Source organism: Aquimarina aggregata, from assembly GCF_001632745.1.
In the GTDB taxonomy this organism is placed as follows: Bacteria; Bacteroidota; Bacteroidia; order Flavobacteriales; family Flavobacteriaceae; genus Aquimarina; species Aquimarina aggregata.
The window spans coordinates 65,358-81,967 of the sequence record NZ_LQRT01000006.1 but is presented as its reverse complement, the minus strand read 5'-3'; the positions used below and the strand labels follow the sequence as shown (position 1 = coordinate 81,967).

At 32.4% G+C, this 16,610-nt stretch carries 14 protein-coding genes; 5 read left to right on the top strand and 9 right to left on the bottom strand.

The window, feature by feature from the left end:
* Nucleotides 1-495: 495 nt before the first annotated feature.
* The 5 genes from gyrB to secDF all read left to right on the top strand — a co-directional run bounded on the left by gyrB (nt 496) and on the right by secDF (nt 8,640).
* On the top strand, nt 496-2,436 hold the full coding sequence (gene gyrB / locus AWE51_RS09295) for a DNA topoisomerase (ATP-hydrolyzing) subunit B (RefSeq protein ID WP_066312574.1): 1,941 nt from the start codon (nt 496-498) through the stop codon (nt 2,434-2,436).
* Nucleotides 2,437-2,523: 87 nt separating this feature from the next.
* Nucleotides 2,524-3,525: a DUF6588 family protein gene (locus tag AWE51_RS09290; protein ID WP_066312573.1), complete on the top strand. Its 1,002-nt coding sequence runs from the start codon at nt 2,524-2,526 to the stop codon at nt 3,523-3,525.
* 88 nt (nt 3,526-3,613) lie between these two features.
* Nucleotides 3,614-4,540, top strand: coding sequence for a malate dehydrogenase (mdh, locus tag AWE51_RS09285; protein WP_066312572.1), 927 nt, complete (start codon nt 3,614-3,616; stop codon nt 4,538-4,540).
* A gap of 225 nt (nt 4,541-4,765) precedes the next feature.
* Nucleotides 4,766-5,380 carry a hypothetical protein gene (locus AWE51_RS09280; RefSeq protein WP_118502711.1) on the top strand — a complete coding sequence of 205 codons (615 nt, stop codon included), beginning with the start codon at nt 4,766-4,768 and terminating at the stop codon, nt 5,378-5,380.
* A 230-nt stretch (nt 5,381-5,610) separates the two neighbouring features.
* A complete protein-coding gene (secDF, locus tag AWE51_RS09275; RefSeq protein ID WP_066312569.1) occupies nt 5,611-8,640 on the top strand; it encodes a protein translocase subunit SecDF in 3,030 nt (1,009 codons plus the stop codon).
* Nucleotides 8,641-8,831: 191 nt separating this feature from the next.
* Here the strand turns inward: secDF and AWE51_RS09270 are convergent, their stop codons facing one another.
* The 9 genes from AWE51_RS09270 to AWE51_RS09235 form a co-directional block, all read right to left on the bottom strand.
* A complete protein-coding gene (locus tag AWE51_RS09270; RefSeq protein ID WP_066312568.1) occupies nt 8,832-10,601 on the bottom strand; it encodes a tectonin domain-containing protein in 1,770 nt (589 codons plus the stop codon).
* A gap of 345 nt (nt 10,602-10,946) precedes the next feature.
* Nucleotides 10,947-12,584, bottom strand: coding sequence for an AraC family transcriptional regulator (locus AWE51_RS09265; RefSeq protein ID WP_066312566.1), 1,638 nt, complete (start codon nt 12,582-12,584; stop codon nt 10,947-10,949).
* Nucleotides 12,585-12,606: 22 nt separating this feature from the next.
* A complete protein-coding gene (locus AWE51_RS09260) occupies nt 12,607-13,107 on the bottom strand; it encodes a DUF192 domain-containing protein (protein ID WP_066312735.1) in 501 nt (166 codons plus the stop codon).
* Between the two features lie 101 nt (nt 13,108-13,208).
* Nucleotides 13,209-13,586: a hypothetical protein gene (locus tag AWE51_RS09255; RefSeq protein WP_066312564.1), complete on the bottom strand. Its 378-nt coding sequence runs from the start codon at nt 13,584-13,586 to the stop codon at nt 13,209-13,211.
* Nucleotides 13,586-13,735, bottom strand: a complete 150-nt coding sequence (locus AWE51_RS26430; RefSeq protein WP_157766054.1) for a hypothetical protein — start codon at nt 13,733-13,735, stop codon at nt 13,586-13,588. The genes AWE51_RS09255 and AWE51_RS26430 overlap by 1 nt, the downstream gene beginning before the upstream one ends.
* A 58-nt stretch (nt 13,736-13,793) precedes the next feature.
* Complete coding sequence (gene creD / locus AWE51_RS09250) at nt 13,794-15,149, bottom strand: cell envelope integrity protein CreD (protein ID WP_066312562.1); 1,356 nt, start codon at nt 15,147-15,149, stop codon at nt 13,794-13,796.
* 26 nt (nt 15,150-15,175) lie between these two features.
* Nucleotides 15,176-15,820: a DUF1361 domain-containing protein gene (locus tag AWE51_RS09245; RefSeq protein ID WP_082832377.1), complete on the bottom strand. Its 645-nt coding sequence runs from the start codon at nt 15,818-15,820 to the stop codon at nt 15,176-15,178.
* 11 nt (nt 15,821-15,831) lie between these two features.
* Nucleotides 15,832-16,122: a hypothetical protein gene (locus AWE51_RS09240; protein WP_066312561.1), complete on the bottom strand. Its 291-nt coding sequence runs from the start codon at nt 16,120-16,122 to the stop codon at nt 15,832-15,834.
* Nucleotides 16,113-16,580, bottom strand: a complete 468-nt coding sequence (locus AWE51_RS09235; RefSeq protein ID WP_066312560.1) for a Coq4 family protein — start codon at nt 16,578-16,580, stop codon at nt 16,113-16,115. Before AWE51_RS09235 ends, AWE51_RS09240 begins: the two co-directional genes overlap by 10 nt.
* Nucleotides 16,581-16,610 lie beyond the last annotated feature (30 nt).

Sequence of the window (16,610 nt, the reverse complement as noted above, 5' to 3'; positions counted from 1 at the left end):
TAACTGATTTGATGAGCCCGTTATTTCAAATGAGCGGGTTAAAAGTATTGTAAATAGTGTTAATTCCTGTTAACAGTTGATTATTCGTTAGGGATTAGTTATTAAGCGTATTCGTTTTTTTTGAATTTGTAAATTAAATAATAGTACTTGTATAAATAATTAAAAATTTGATGGGATGTATTGTTGAAAACGATCACACTAAAAGAGGGTCGAGGTTGGGAAATATAAAGTAGACCGATACAAAGAAATTATGATAATGATTTTAAAGCCTCCAGATCGAGTTTTAGAAATGTTATAGAAATTATAAAATAACAGCAAATCTTGTTTAAGGTTGTTTTTAGCTATTTTAAGCGAGTTTTTTCTTTTTCTGGTACTTTTCTTAACGAATTGTTGATAACTCTTTAAATCATCTTTGGTAAAACGCTTTCATCCTTTTACTGTTTTTTTATCTTTGTTTGTTGTCAAAAAAATAAAATAATTAATAAGGGATATTTTATGAGCGAAGAAGCTAATAAGAAAAACTATTCAGCAGACAGTATTCAGGCACTCGAAGGAATGGAGCACGTACGTATGCGTCCGTCGATGTATATTGGAGATGTAGGGTCTCGTGGTTTGCACCATTTAGTATATGAGGTTGTTGATAATTCTATCGATGAAGCACTAGGTGGATATTGTGACGCTATAGATGTTACTATTAATGAAGATAATTCTATCACAACCAAAGATAATGGTCGTGGTATTCCTGTAGGGATACATAAAAAAGAAGGTGTCTCTGCTCTTGAAGTTGTAATGACAAAGATTGGAGCTGGGGGTAAATTTGATAAAGATTCATATAAGGTTTCTGGTGGTTTGCACGGGGTTGGAGTTTCTTGTGTGAATGCATTATCTGATCATTTGCATGCAATTGTGCATAAAGATGGTAAGGTATGGGAGCAAGAGTATGAAAGAGGTAAGCCTGTATACCCTGTAAAATCAACAGGAGATACTGATTTTAATGGTACAATAGTTACATTCAAGCCTGATGCCAGTATTTTTACACAAACACTAGAGTATAATTATGATACTTTGGCAAGTCGTATGAGAGAATTGGCATACCTTAATAAAGGTATTACAATAACGCTTACAGATTTGCGCCATCAGGATGAAAAAGGAAATAATGTTTCCGAAACTTTTCACTCTCAAGAAGGATTAAAAGAATTTGTAAGATTTCTAGATGCTAGTCGTAGTTCGATCATTGCAGAAGTGATTTCTATGGAGGGTGAGAAAAATGATATTCCTGTAGAAGTTGCTATGATTTATAATGACTCCTATGCAGAAAACTTACATTCTTATGTAAATAATATTAATACTCATGAAGGAGGTACACACCTTTCTGGTTTTAGACGAGGGTTAACAGCTACTCTTAAAAAATATGCAGATGCTTCGGGGTTATTAGATAAATTAAAGTTTGAAATAGCGGGAGATGATTTCCGAGAAGGATTAACGGCAATTGTTTCTGTAAAAGTTCAGGAGCCACAGTTTGAAGGGCAAACAAAAACCAAATTAGGAAATAGAGAAGTAACATCTGCAGTGTCTCAGGCTGTGTCTGAGATGTTAGAAAACTATCTTGAAGAAAATCCTAATGATGCCAAAACCATTGTGCAAAAAGTAATTCTTGCTGCTCAGGCACGTCATGCTGCCAAAAAAGCACGTGAGATGGTACAACGTAAATCCGTAATGAGTATTGGTGGTTTACCAGGTAAACTTTCGGATTGTTCAGAGCAAGATCCTGCATTATGTGAAGTGTTTCTTGTCGAGGGTGATTCGGCAGGTGGAACTGCAAAACAAGGACGTGATCGTATGTTTCAGGCAATTCTTCCACTTCGTGGTAAGATATTGAATGTAGAAAAAGCCATGCATCATAAAGTTTTTGAAAACGAAGAGATTAAAAATATATTTACTGCCTTAGGTGTTACAATTGGTACAGAAGAGGATAGTAAAGCATTGAACCTTTCAAAATTAAGATATCATAAAGTAGTTATTATGTGTGATGCCGATGTCGATGGTAGTCATATCTCTACTTTGATTCTTACCTTCTTTTTCCGTTATATGAAAGAATTAATTGAAGCGGGACATATTTATATTGCAGCACCACCATTGTATTTAGTGAAAAAAGGAGCTAAAAAACAATATGCTTGGAATGATGATCAACGCGATAGAATCGTTAAAGAATATGGAGAAAATTCGAAAATTCAACGATATAAAGGTCTTGGAGAGATGAACGCAGAACAGTTGTGGGATACTACAATGAATCCAGAGTTTAGAACAATGAGACAGGTAACAATAGATAATCTAACAGAAGCAGATAGAATTTTCTCAATGCTTATGGGAGATGAGGTTCCTCCACGTAGAGAATTTATCGAGAAGAATGCCGTTTATGCTAATATTGATGCATAAATAGTATTTTAAAAACGTATTTAAAATCCGCTATATCTTGGTATAGCGGATTTTTTTTATATTGCACTGCCTATTAAATCTAAACTTATGAAAAAACTTACAGTATTAATCTTTTTGTGTTTGAGTCAAGTTACCTTTTCTCAAACAGATATCGATCAAATCCTTGAAATAGGTGTCGAAAATGCACAGAAGTTTAGTGAGGATTATTTTGCCCCTGCTGGCGAAGCTCTGATTAATAATATGTCTAACGGTTGGTATACAACAGCAAAAACAAAAAAACTTTGGCATTTCGAAGTGGGATTTGTGGGTAACCTTTCTTTTGTGAGAGAGGATAAGCAATCCTTTATTTTAAATGTAGTCGAGTATGATAATTTGACCTTTAGTAATGGTCAGTTTAGTCAATCAGTAGCAAGTACGTTAGGAAATAATACAGATAATATTTCTGTAATTATTAATGAAGGACAAGCTTCTGAGTTAGAAGTTGTGTTACCAGATGGTATAGGGAGTTCTGTAATTAAATCTTTACCGTCGGGCTTTATTCAAGCATCAATGGGATTAATAAAAAGTACCGAGGTTAAGATACGTGTTTTACCTAGAATAAAAGCAGTAGAAGATGCAGAGATACAGTTATATGGTATAGCATTTCAACACGAAGTTACAGATTGGGTGTATTCATTAAGAAGATGGCCAGTTAAACTTGCAGCCCTAATTGGGTATACAAATGTAAAAGGATTTTATGATTTAAATGCAAATACCGGCGTTGTAGGAACAGATCAAGAAGTTCGCTTAAATTCTAACTCTTGGTTACTTACTACGATTGTATCCACCAAAATGCCTGTTTTCAATTTTTATGGTGGTTTAGGGTATTATTTTGGTGCTAATAATGCAGATTTATTAGGGACATATCAAATTCAAAATGGACCATTCACTTCAGATGAAATTACAGATCCTATTAGTGTTAAAACAAAAACAAAAGGAGTAAAGGCGACTTTAGGAGCTAGAGCGACTTTTGGAGTTTTTAAAGCTAATCTGGATTATACACTTCAGAATTTTAATAATCTGTCTTTAGGACTTAGTTTTGGCTGGTAATTAACACTTTATTTGTTAATTAATTCATTAAAGAATTCGTATTTTCGCGGGACAAATAAATTTTTAATTTCATTCAAAAAAATATATCATGAAAGTTACAGTAGTAGGAGCTGGTGCAGTAGGTGCAAGTTGTGCTGAGTATATTGCCATAAAGAATTTTGCTTCAGAAGTAGTATTGTTAGATATCAAAGAAGGATATGCAGAAGGTAAGGCGATGGATCTTATGCAAACTGCGTCGTTAAACGGATTTGATACAAAAATAACAGGAACTACAGGGGATTATTCTAAAACTGCTGGGAGTGATATTGCTGTAATTACTTCAGGAATTCCTCGTAAACCAGGAATGACACGAGAAGAGTTAATAGGAATCAATGCAGGGATCGTAAAAACAGTTTCTTCTAGTTTGATAGAGCATTCTCCAAATACAATTATTATTGTAGTAAGTAACCCTATGGATACAATGACGTATCTAGTGCATAAAACCACAAACCTTCCTAAGAACAGAATTATAGGTATGGGTGGAGCATTAGATAGCGCTCGCTTTAAATATAGATTAGCTGAAGCTTTAGGAGCACCAATATCTGATGTAGACGGAATGGTAATTGGTGGTCACAGTGATAAAGGAATGGTTCCTTTAACAAGATTGGCAACTAGAAATAGTGTTCCTGTTTCAGAATATATTTCTGATGAAAGATTAGAGCAAGTAGCAGCTGATACCAAAGTAGGTGGAGCTACACTTACTGGATTATTAGGAACATCTGCTTGGTATGCACCAGGAGCCGCAGTGTCTGGATTAGTGCAGGCAATAGCTTGTGATCAAAAGAAAATATTTCCTTGTTCTACACTTTTAGAAGGAGAGTACGGGTTAAATGATCTTTGTATCGGAGCTCCAGTTGTTTTAGGTAGCAATGGTATCGAAAAAATAGTAGAAATAAATCTTAGCGATGCTGAAAAAGCAAAATTAGCAGAAAGTGCTGAAGGTGTTAAGAAAACAAATGGATTATTAGAATTATAATCTAAATAACAATATTTTAGAATAAGGAGCTACTGAATGAAGTAGCTCCTTTTTTTGTTTAGAAATACTGTGGCTACAGTTTTAATTGATTGTTTTTGTGATTTTAGATGGGTTTGTTGGTTTTAAGTTTTTGCATGTCAAATAGTTACTAGTGTTAGAAAAAGGGCAATAGATATTTGTAAGAAGACGTTATAAATGCAGTTTATATTTTTTATATTTGCGACGATGAAGAAAAAATGGTATTTCGGAATTTTGATTACTGCATTTACAGCGCTTGTTGTAATGCAGGATAATGCCGTTATACCAAATCAAGAAATTGTATTAGAATTTGTTGATATAGAGATTAGTTCTCAGGAAGCTCAAAATGCCGTAGCATCAGTAAAAATAAAACTAGAATCTTTAGGAGTAAAAAATCCAAAAATTTCTAAAGAACTAGAAAAAGGAAAACTTAAAATTTCTTACTACAGTGATGCAGATGCGAGTTTTATAAAAAAGATACTATCTAAAGAAAAAAATATAGCGCTTGATCATGTTTTATATGATCAAAATAATAAAGAAAACCAGTTTCCTAAACACAAAAATCTTAAAGACTATAATCTAGATGTCTATGAACTTCAGAAAAGCTTAGACTCTGATGTTGATTTTAATGGGAAATATGTTTTAGAAATAGAACAAGAAGGATATGCTAATTTTAGTGCCCTTAACTTTATTACACTATCAAACGAAGATGATGTATACCGGCGCGTTAGAGTAGCTCAAAAAGTAAATGATCGTATTGCAATAGCAATAGATACTATTTCTTATGTAATTCCCGAGGTAAGAGCTGGCCCAATTTCTTAATTGGAATTCGAAGCTTTTAAAGATTCCCTACTACTATAGTTTTTTATTAAAAGTTACACATCACTTTTGTAAAGTGATGCCAAAAAGCAGGTTAACTTTTCAATAGAGCTGTTGTCAATAAACTGATAACACTCAATCACAAAAAAGTAAATAATTTATAAACAACTGTCAAATCTTAAATGAGCTATAAAGATGCTTGTTTGTATAGATTTGACTAAAATAACTCAATAATGCAAAATAAAGGTATTGTTAGGATATTTGCGGTTTTATTTGGTTTGGTATGTATTTACCAATTATCATATACGTATTTGACCTACACAAAAGAAAAAGAAGCAGAGGCTTATGCTATACAAAAACATCCAGGAGAAGATGCTTCTAGATTAAGAGAAGTAGCACAACGTGTATATTTAGATTCTATTGGTAAAGAAGAAATCTTTGCTGGTATTTCATATAACGATGCAAAGGATAAAGAGCTTAATAAAGGGCTTGACCTTGAAGGAGGTATTAATGTTATTCTACAAATTTCTGTAAAAGACATTTTAAAAGGGTTGGCGAATAATTCTAAAGATCCATCTTTTAACCAAGCATTACTTGCAACGGATGAATTACAAAAGGATAGTCAAAATAACTATATAGACGATTTCTTTTCTGAGTTCGAAAAAATTCCTGATGCAAAATTAGCATCTCCAGATATTTTTGCAAACAAAAACCTGAGTGATGATATCATTTATGATATGACAAACGATCAGGTAGAGCCAGTGCTTAAAAAGAAAATAGATGAGTCTATTGCTTCTGCATTTGAAGTGTTACGTAAACGTATCGATAAATTTGGGGTTACTCAACCAAACATTCAACGTCTGGGAGAATCAGGGCGTATTTTGGTTGAACTTCCAGGTGCCAAAGATATTGAGCGTGTAAGAAGTTTAGTAACTAGTACAGCTCAACTTGAATTTTGGGACGTGTACAAGTCTGAAGAAATGTTCTCTTTCTTGTTTTCTGCCAATAACTTATTAAAAGAACAAACTGATAAGGTTGAGAAGATTAAGGAAAATGTTGAGGAGAATACAGAAGTAGATAGTACAAACATAGATACGACTCAAGTTGATTCTCTTAAAACAGATGCAGATGCTGCAATTGATGATCTATTAGCAGATGCAGAAGATTCAACAAATGTAGAAACACAAGTAAATCCATTATTTGATCTTGTTGCTGGTCAAGGAGGTCAAGGAGGTCCAGTACTTGTTTCTGTATTAAAAAAGAATGCTGATCAGTTCATGGCATATCTTAATGATCCAAAAGTAAGAGCACTATTACCTGCAGAGCAGCGATATGCGAAATTTGCATGGGGTAAAGCAGAAAAAGATTCTGAGATTTTAGATTTATATGCTATTAAAGGCAATCGTGATAATAGCCCAGAATTAAGTGGTGGAGTTATTACAGATGCAAGACAAGAATTTAATCAGGTTGGTAAAGTTACTGTTACTATGCAAATGGATGGTAAAGGAGCTAAGAAATGGGAAGAAATGACAGGTCGAGCATTTACGCAAAGAAGTCAAATTGCAGTTGTGCTTGATAATGTAGTGTATTCTGCACCAGGTGTTACTACAGGAGCAATTAGTGGAGGAAGAAGTGAGATCACCGGAGATTTTTCTATTGAAGAAGGGCAAGATTTAGCAAATGTATTAAGAGCAGGTAAATTACCAGCTTCAGCAGATATTATCCAAAGTGAAGTAGTGGGACCATCTTTAGGTCAAGAAGCTATTGACAGTGGTATTATGTCATTTGCTATTGCATTAGTATTAATATTAATTTGGATGATATTTTACTATGGTAAAGCAGGTGCTTTTGCAGATGTAGCCTTAGTAGTTAATATTCTATTTATTTTTGGTGTATTAGCTGGTTTAAAAGCAGTATTAACATTACCTGGTATTGCAGGTATTGTATTAACCATTGGTATGTCGGTGGATGCAAACGTGTTAATATTTGAAAGAATTAGAGAAGAACTTGCTAAAGGCAAGTCACAAGCCGATGCTATAAAAGATGGATTTAGTAATGCATTATCTTCAATCTTAGATGCAAACATTACTACAGGTCTTACAGGATTAATCTTATTGATTATTGGTACAGGTCCAATTAAAGGTTTTGCAACTACATTATTAATAGGTATTCTTACATCATTATTTACAGCGATTTTTGTAACAAGATTGTTTATTGATGGTTATGGTAAAAATGGTAAAGAACTTGCATTCTCTACGGGAGCAACTAAGAACTTGTTTAAAAATGTAAATATTGATTTCTTAAAGAAACGTAAGGTTGCTTACGCAATTTCTTTAGTGATCATTTTAGCAGGAGCAGGGTCATTAGCAACTCAAGGGTTGGATTATGGAGTTGATTTTGTTGGAGGTAGAACATATACTGTACGTTTTGCAAAAGATGTTGTACCTACAGATGTTGAAAAAGATCTTATCGCAACGTTTGAGAGTGCTCAAGCAAAAATATATGGATCAAATAATCAATTAAAAATTACAACAAAATATAAGGTTGATGAAACTGGTGAAGAAATAGATGCAGAAATTTCTAATAAATTATATACTGCTTTACAACCGTATTTAACAGATGGATTAACGTATGATGAATTTACTAATGGGGATGAAGATAAGCAAGTGGGTATTATGCGTTCTATGAAAGTTGGACCTACTATTGCCGATGATATTAAACAAGCAGCTTTTTGGTCTGTATTAGGGTCATTAATTGTAGTGTTTATGTATATTTTATTACGATTTAGAAGATGGCAATTTAGTTTAGGAGCAGTAGCCGCTGTATTCCACGATGTTCTTATTGTATTAGGGATCTTCTCACTTACCTATAAGTTCATGCCGTTTAATATGGAAATTGATCAAGCATTTATTGCAGCCATATTAACGGTTATTGGATATTCATTGAATGATACGGTGGTAGTATTTGATAGAATTCGAGAGTTTTTTAAAGAACATACTGGCTGGTCATTAGATAAAAATGTAAACGGAGCTTTAAATAGTACATTAAGTCGTACGTTAAACACCTCGTTAACTACTTTATTAGTGCTTATAGCTATCTTTATATTTGCTGTGCCTTTAAGAGGATTTATGTTTTCATTAATAATAGGGGTGTTAGTAGGTACGTATTCTTCATTGTTTATTGCAACACCAATAATGCATGATACAATTAGGAAAGTTGGACTTAAAGATAAAGCACCAAAAGAAGAAGAAAAGAAAAAGTAATTTCAATGGGTTTAACTTTTATAGTTGAACCCTTTTTTTAAATATTGATAGAGACTATTATAGAATTTTGACTATACGTCTTTGATAACATTAAAAACCCCCCAAGAATTAAATTCTTGGGGGGTTTTAATGTTAATACCAATACTAATGTTTTAGTGAAAACCAATCATACTTTTTAAATATTGAATAGGTTATAAAACAAATTTGATCGTTTTAGTTTCACCATTAAGTACAACTTTGGCAATATACATTCCAGAAGCTAAAGTTCCTTCAATTAGTCGAACAGTTAGATTTGTCGAAGGAGTGTTAAAAGATTTTGAATATACTTTTTGACCTGAACCTAAAACACTATATACATCAACTTTAAGATCGCCTCCGTTTTGAGACTTAATATTTAAATCAATGTTTCCATACCTTTCATGTACCGCAGATAAGCTAAAAGCGCCGGTATCTGATGTTATTTTTACAGACTTGGCAGCATTGGCCATTCTATAAATTTTGGTATTTACGTCTGTTATCCATACCGATCCATCTGTACCGCATCCGACATCATTTACATTTTGTCTCATATTGGTCCAAGTATTGTTAGAAGGATTATATCTATAAAGGGTGTTATTATTAGTTACTACCCATGCTCTTCCTTGTTTATCAACATCAACTCTTGTTGCTCCGCCACCACTGGTTTGAGACCAACTGTTGTTATTATAAAAGAAAATTCTACCATTAGAATCAACTCTGTATATAGAACCACTAGTACCGCTACAACCAATATCTACGGCATTGCCAGGAATTCGTGTCCAGTTTCCTCCATCTCTCCTGTAAATCTGATTGCCAGCATTCACTACCCATGTTCTACCTTGATTGTCTACATCTACTTTTAATGCTGTACCTCCTAATCTACTAAAGTTATTATTAATGCTATTATTATTTTTTGAAGAAATCTGGCTATTTGTCTCTGTAATTGAAACACCAAGTCCTGCACCAGCATCTTGTACATTTCCTCTAATGAAACTCCAAGAATTACCATTTCTTGCATACATCTGTCCACCTGCGGCAACTACCCAGGCTTTACCAGCATTATCAACAGATACGTTTGAAGCGCCTCCACCAATTTCGACCCATCCAGAGCCACCAGGAGGGTTACCGCCCCCAGATTTTGGTTTCCAAGTTCGTATGTATTTAAACCTAGCAACCTTTTGGTATCTGTTATCTATAGCACCTTCGACCTGTTGGATAGAAGGAAAAGGTGTCATCCAACTATAGGTTTCTGTATTAAGCAAAGCATGCATGGGTTCAAGAGTGCTGTTTGTAACTAAGTCTCTTACTAAATTTCCATCTAAATAAAAATGAATTCGACTTCTACCGACCCAATGTAATCCGTAGGTTACAAAATCAGTACTAACTGTTTTTCCGTTAGGTAGGGTAAATGATTGCGGTTGTGGTTGATCGTTTGTAAAATTAGGTTGTGGATTGTGAACGTTTGTATTATGTTGATTTCTTGAAGCAATACCTCCAAATGCTTCTTGAATATCGATTTCATCGGCTCTACGGTTAGCATCCAGATCATTGTTTACTAACCAGAACCCCGAACCTATTCGTAATCCAGAGGCCTTGTATTGAGCTTCTATATACATTCCTTGTTTCATGGCTTTCGATGCGCTATATATAGCACCACATCTAAGATAATCTCCCTGACCATTTCTGTTTTGGACAGACGTTTCCATCCATAACTCTCCATCTCTAGTATAGGCATTTCTGCCTTGACCAAATAAACAAGGTGTTCTTCCTTTCCAAAATGGGTGTCCGAATTTCCATTTGTTAGTGTTTAATGGATTGTTAAATTCATCAGTAATTTCGGGTACAGCTTCCCACGCTCCGGGGTTTTGTTGTATAGGTGATTGAGCGGTTACTCCCAGAAATGTTAAATAAACAAGTAGGGTAAATAAATACTTTGTTTTCATAGTGATATTTGTGTTAAGTGTTAGTTAACAACAAGTTATTGTTTAAAACAAGCGAAAACTTTAACTAAATTACCTTATGGTTGTATATAATTATCTTTTGTTGGTGTATTTGTCTGAATATCAATATCTTCTGAAGTATGTGGATGTGTTAGAACTCTTTAACTAGTGGAGAGATAAAACTAACTAGACTTCTTTTTGTAAAAAAGGTATAATTATTACTATTATTATAATCAATGTTGACTAGACAATTTTAGGATATTCATTGATACTCTTATACTTTGGATTGAGCGAGTGTAAGAATATCTTGTAAATATTGATTGACTTTTTCAAAGGAACTATAAATCCTTATAATGTTATAAGTTTTAAAGATTCTTCTCTGTATTCTGAAGGAGTTTTCCCCACTAGTTGTTTGAATACTCTGTTAAAAGATGTTTTACTATTAAAACCTGCTTCATATCCTATTGCTAAAATTTTGAAGTCTTTATATTTTGGATTTTTTATTAAGTTTTTAGCTTCGTTTACGCGATAAAGATTTATAAAACTATTAAAGTTTTTTTCTAGACATACATTTAATACTTCAGAGAATTGATGAATGGTCATAGATAAGTTTTTGGCTATATCTGATTGTTTGATTTCAAAATCTAAATAAGGTTTTTCGTTATCCATATAATCAAGAATCTTTTTCATATAAATCTCTCTATCTTTTTGTGACAATAAAGATTTCTGATAAGGAATTTGAGTTTTTTCTTTTGATGAACTTAAGGCTAAATTTTGTTTAGCAAGAATCTGTAGGTTTGTTTTCAGTGTTTCATTTTCATTCCTTAAAAGTATCCGATCCTTTTTTAACTGCTCGGCTTCTTGACTAACTCTTTTATTCTTTCTAAGGTAATAAAACAATACGCATAGCAGTATTGAAATAAAAATAATACTAGATAGATAGAGTATCTTTTTTTCTCTAGATATTTCTCTTAAGTCCTCTTCGATTTTTTTTATCTCTATTTCCGTTTCTAAACGTTTGGCTTTGGACAAAGAATTATAGTATAATCCTTTTACACGATCATGGCCTTTTTGATGATTTACAGCTTTTTCAAACTTTCCAAGTTTGTCGTATATGTAAGCAAGCTTTTTGTGCGTATACATTTCTGTTCTTCTGTACTCATACGTAAAAGCCAGTCCCAAAGCCACTTGTAAGGGTTTTTCTGCCTCCTCTAATCGATTAAGTTTTATCAGTGCACTACCCATATTATAATGGGTTGATGCATTGAGTTCTTTAGATAGTTTTTGATCATTTAGTGTTAATGCTTCTTCACTATACTTTACAGATTGCTCATACTGTTTTAATTGATAATAACTATCGGCTATACTATTTAGAGCAGATACAATGATATCATTGCGTCTAAGTTTTTCTCCTATTTCTTTTGATTTTTTGAAGTATTCTAATGCTTCTTTATATTTAGTATTGGCTACGGTTAATTCTCCTAAACCTGAATAAGTAGCCATTCTATATATGTCTGGTCCCTCGTGCTTGTTTATATACCCTAGTGCTTCTTCAAATACTAATTTGGCTTTATTGTGATATTCAATCTCATTATAGATATTTCCCAGGTTAATTAAAATAACAGTGCGCCTCTTGTAGCTTTCAGGTATTGATGTAACTAATTCTAAAGATTTCAGGTAGTAGTTTAAAGCTTTGTCATATTCAGCTTTCTTTTTATAGTAAATCCCTAGCCGAGTGATTGCATCAATTTCAATCTCCTTTAGATTATTTTTTCTTGCAATACGTAAAATAGAATCTGTAAATATTTTGAATCGTTCGTATTCACCTTTGTTGTAATAATCTCCCTGTAGTTTTGTTAGTCTATCAATAGTTTCATTAACTATAGTTTTATGTTTTTGTGTGGCTCCATTTTTTTCTTGAGCGCCGATATGTGTTACAGAACAAATACATAGGACAAGTACTATTTTTAAAACTAGGTTAGTCATATGATAAAAGAAGATTTAGTATCTAAAGTTTTGAAAAGGAAATAGAATCCCCTGTTTTAAGATTCCAGAGATCAGTTAGTTTCGCATTTACTTCAAGAATGTATTTGGCAGGACCTTTTGAAACTAAAGATTTTTCATCAAGAGGTTTTGCCTCTTTTTGTATGCTTACTACTTTGTGCCCTTGATCTATATAGATAATATCTAATGGAATTAGTGTGTTTTTCATATAAAAGCTTTGAACCTTATTTTCTTCAGATATGAATAACATTCCTTGTTTATTTTCCATAGTTTTTCTGTACATCAAGCCTGTCTCACGTTCATAATCCGAATCGGCAATTTCGATATCTAATTGGGTAATAAGTTTAGGGATTGAGTCTTCTAAAGTAAACAAAGATAGTTCTCCTTCTTTGGTGAAACTTATTTCTTTAGTAATTGTTGTATTGCTTTTTTGGTCTGTTTTGCAAGAAAACATAGCCAGAGTTATACATAAGAGACTAAGCGAATAAATATGTGTGGTTTTCATGTTATTTTCTTTTGTAGAAGCTAAAAGTAGCCAAAAAAGCCACATTTCAAAAATATGATATGCAGCTTTTGTTGATTAACTAGTAAGTGTGTACTATATGCTTACCATTTTACTAAATGAATGATAATAGTTTTTTCGTCTTTACAAAAACCTATAAAATGATAATCATTACCTTTATTTGATGAAGCAAAGAATACGTAATTTTGATCTCCTGTTTGCGCTTTTATCCAGTCGTAAGGTTTGCTGCCGGTATCTTGATACTCCATAAGTTTTTTAGAATTTTTTACTTCAGAAAGTAGCTTTTTAAAATCATTTTTATTTACAGATATCGCAGCAGCCGACATATATTCACCATGAAAATCTGGATATGTTGCTTTTTTAAACTTAAAATAAGCACTTTTAGGTAATTCAAGTTCTGTTATGGTTTGAAACTCTTCTGTGTAAAAATCATCTTGGGGTAAGCTATCAATATAAATCATTATGCTACTATCACATAAGGAATAACAAAAACCACCAACCCAATCATTAACGCCTTATTTGGATAATATTTTTTAATAATTTTAAAGACTATAAATGAAATTAAAAGAGGTCCTCCAATAACTATTATTAAGAAGATTAGAATTATCATGAACATAGCATTTTATTTAGTGATAGCGCAACTCCTTTTTTTTTAGATTGACGAAGCTCTAATCGTTTTTCCAATCTATTCTGCGAGAGATCATCATTATACTTCCTAGAATTAGGAATAGTCCAATGCTACCTACTAGTAATGCATAATTTTCTAATTGAATGATCACAAATATAAAGGTGTATAAAGCGGCTAGAGAAGCGGCTACAAATCCCATAAACTTTATACTTTTTAAAATAGCTTTTGCATACATGGATATAAGGATAACAACAGAGAACCCTGCAATCATATACGCATATAAAAAACTAGAATGTTCAGAAATAGAGATTAGTAATGTGTAAAACATGGTAAGTGCCAAACCTATCATTAAATATTGAAAAGGATGTATATCAATTTTGCTGATCGTTTGGATTAAAAAGAAAACTAAAAAAGTTAATGCGATTACTAGATACCCGTATTTGCTTGCGCGTTCACTTTTTTGATATTCATCGACAGGTATTAATAATTTTACTCCAAATGCAGATGAATTGATATAAGGTAATTCTCCAAAAAACTCTTGTTCAAATTCTCTATTTATTTGTAGTACTTTCCAATCTGCTTTAAATCCGTTTTCAGTTATTTCTTTAGTTTTTGTGTTTGGTAAATAATTACCATTAAAACTTGGTGATGCCCAATTCGAAACCATTGAGACATTGGTTTCTCTACCAACTGGAATGAAACGTAGTTGTTCACTACCATTAATAACTAAATCTAAATTAAAGCTAATGGCTTGATCTTTTGGTAATGAATTTTCTTTAAGAAATTTAGTTTCTAAGGTGTTGGTGTTTGAATTTTGAATGTAACGAGATCTTAGCGGGTAAGCGTTGTTTCCAATATTGAGTTCTAGGTTACTCTTAATTCCTTTAAGATTTGTAGAATTTATAATTACTGTTGCTTTATTCCATAAAATATCTTCATCCTTAATGTCCTGGATGTCAAAATTAGGAGATTCAAAAGAACCTTTAATTTTCATATCGGCGGTATATACAACAGATTCGTAGATGCTTCTTCCTAAGGTTTCGGATTCTATCTTAGACTTTATATCTAAAGTATTAGGAAAGAAAAATGCATGTTTTATTGTAATGATATCTTCTTCATTATAGGCTTTAGTCTTGTCATCCCAGGTTTTTTTGAGAGAGTGGATTTGATAGGGTATTTTAAGAACTGGACCATATAAAAGTACCTCATTTCCCCATTTTTGGTTAATTTCTTTTACGACTTCTTCTTGACGATAAGCACGCTCTTGTATTAAATTTTTTATATAGGATAAGGGAATCAATAAAACTAAAATCAAAATACCAACCATAAGCATACGTATGGTGATAGATGTTTTGATCCATTGTCCAAATGACTTTTTTTGTTTTTGAGTTTCCATAGTTTTTAAAATTATATTGTTACTAATTATTTGTTTTCTTGACAGTATTGTATTAGCCGATATGTAATGATCAAAAAGAATCCAAAACCAATAGTGAATGCCCATGTGTTTATGTGTTCAATAGGAAATAGAACTCTTTTAAAAATATCAGATAGAATTGCTAAAGGGTTTTGAAGAATATCCCAACTGTTCCATCTTAATACTCTTCCTAAATAGATTCCGAAACCACAAAGTAATAATGTAGCATTGATGATGATATGAGTTTTGAGTTTTGAAAATTGTGCTTGTAGTAGTTTTTGCATCATTTGTAATGAAACAAACCCGATGATCATACCGTTGATAGCAAAGGATAAAATAAGGAGTACATCAAACCAAATCGTCTGTAGAGTGCTAATTCTAATATGCTGTAAGTCAGTTAAGATATAAGGCGCATTGGGAAGAAATACTAACCAGATTGTAAAACCAAGCCAGAACACAAAACGATTTGTAGTTTTTATACCTAGTAAAAATGTTACTAAATAAGGGATACATGCTAAAAAGAGATTCCATACAAGAAATAAGTAATAAATAGAATCAGTTTTTATAATTCTGATTAGTAAGAGTATAAAGCTAAAACCTACAGAGATAGTAAAGCCTTTTATAAAAGGTAATTGTTTGTATATGGTATTCATTGTCTTAAGTGCTATAAAATGATGGTTAATATGTATCCAATAGTAATCGGGATGTTGAGTAAAAAAATCAAAATCGTCATTCTGTTTTCTTTCTGGTATTGCGGATTTATAAAAGAGCTAATTGCAAGATCAATTAGAATAATGGTATTTAATACTGCTGCGATTATTACATACAATAATCCTATTCTTACTATTTGTAGAGTTTGATGTAAATGAAAGGTTAGCAAGAGTATTGTGCCGATTAAGAAGCTGATCAAAGCAATTATAAGGGCAGTTTTGTTTTTAGTTTGTGTTATTTCCATAAGGGTATAATTGAAAGCGTTGTTTGTAATTCTTTTAAAGGTTGATATAAGAGGTTTTTATAATTTAATTGATGAAAAGGATGCGCTTTTCGCCCTTTTATATAGAATGACTTGAATGTCTTTAGTTTATCGGGGTAGAGTAGACTTCCTAAAAGGATTACAGAGAATAAATAGATGCTTCGTTTGCCATTTCCTAAAAGATAAAATTGCATTGATATTTCTTCTGAAACAGATATGCCAATACCTGTAAGTACATGAAAGACATCATGGTTCTCTAATTTTGGTTGAGGTGTGAAATCATGTTTAAGTAAGAAACATCCTAAATGAAAACCAAGACTATTCTTGGGATAGTAGATTAATTGTTTAATCGATATATCCCAAGGGATTTCTTTTTTGAACCACTTTTTATATGGTTTTTTACTCCACTCGTATATAGTTTCTAGTATAAATGCTCTCATTTTTATGTTTTAAAAGTACTTTGAAATTCA

What these genes read in the sequence shown, in the direction of transcription:
- secDF (WP_066312569.1), top strand. Translation starts at nt 5,611, where the DNA reads ATGCAAAATAAAGGTATTGTTAGGATATTTGCGGTTTTATTTGGTTTG.
- AWE51_RS09240 (WP_066312561.1), bottom strand. Translation starts at nt 16,122, where the DNA reads ATGGAAATAACACAAACTAAAAACAAAACTGCCCTTATAATTGCTTTG.
- mdh (WP_066312572.1), top strand. Translation starts at nt 3,614, where the DNA reads ATGAAAGTTACAGTAGTAGGAGCTGGTGCAGTAGGTGCAAGTTGTGCT.
- AWE51_RS09245 (WP_082832377.1), bottom strand. Translation starts at nt 15,820, where the DNA reads ATGAATACCATATACAAACAATTACCTTTTATAAAAGGCTTTACTATC.
- AWE51_RS09260 (WP_066312735.1), bottom strand. Translation starts at nt 13,107, where the DNA reads ATGAAAACCACACATATTTATTCGCTTAGTCTCTTATGTATAACTCTG.
- AWE51_RS09280 (WP_118502711.1), top strand. Translation starts at nt 4,766, where the DNA reads ATGAAGAAAAAATGGTATTTCGGAATTTTGATTACTGCATTTACAGCG.
- AWE51_RS09255 (WP_066312564.1), bottom strand. Translation starts at nt 13,586, where the DNA reads ATGATTTATATTGATAGCTTACCCCAAGATGATTTTTACACAGAAGAG.
- AWE51_RS09265 (WP_066312566.1), bottom strand. Translation starts at nt 12,584, where the DNA reads ATGACTAACCTAGTTTTAAAAATAGTACTTGTCCTATGTATTTGTTCT.
- AWE51_RS26430 (WP_157766054.1), bottom strand. Translation starts at nt 13,735, where the DNA reads ATGATAATTCTAATCTTCTTAATAATAGTTATTGGAGGACCTCTTTTA.
- AWE51_RS09270 (WP_066312568.1), bottom strand. Translation starts at nt 10,601, where the DNA reads ATGAAAACAAAGTATTTATTTACCCTACTTGTTTATTTAACATTTCTG.
- AWE51_RS09290 (WP_066312573.1), top strand. Translation starts at nt 2,524, where the DNA reads ATGAAAAAACTTACAGTATTAATCTTTTTGTGTTTGAGTCAAGTTACC.
- AWE51_RS09235 (WP_066312560.1), bottom strand. Translation starts at nt 16,580, where the DNA reads ATGAGAGCATTTATACTAGAAACTATATACGAGTGGAGTAAAAAACCA.
- creD (WP_066312562.1), bottom strand. Translation starts at nt 15,149, where the DNA reads ATGGAAACTCAAAAACAAAAAAAGTCATTTGGACAATGGATCAAAACA.
- gyrB (WP_066312574.1), top strand. Translation starts at nt 496, where the DNA reads ATGAGCGAAGAAGCTAATAAGAAAAACTATTCAGCAGACAGTATTCAG.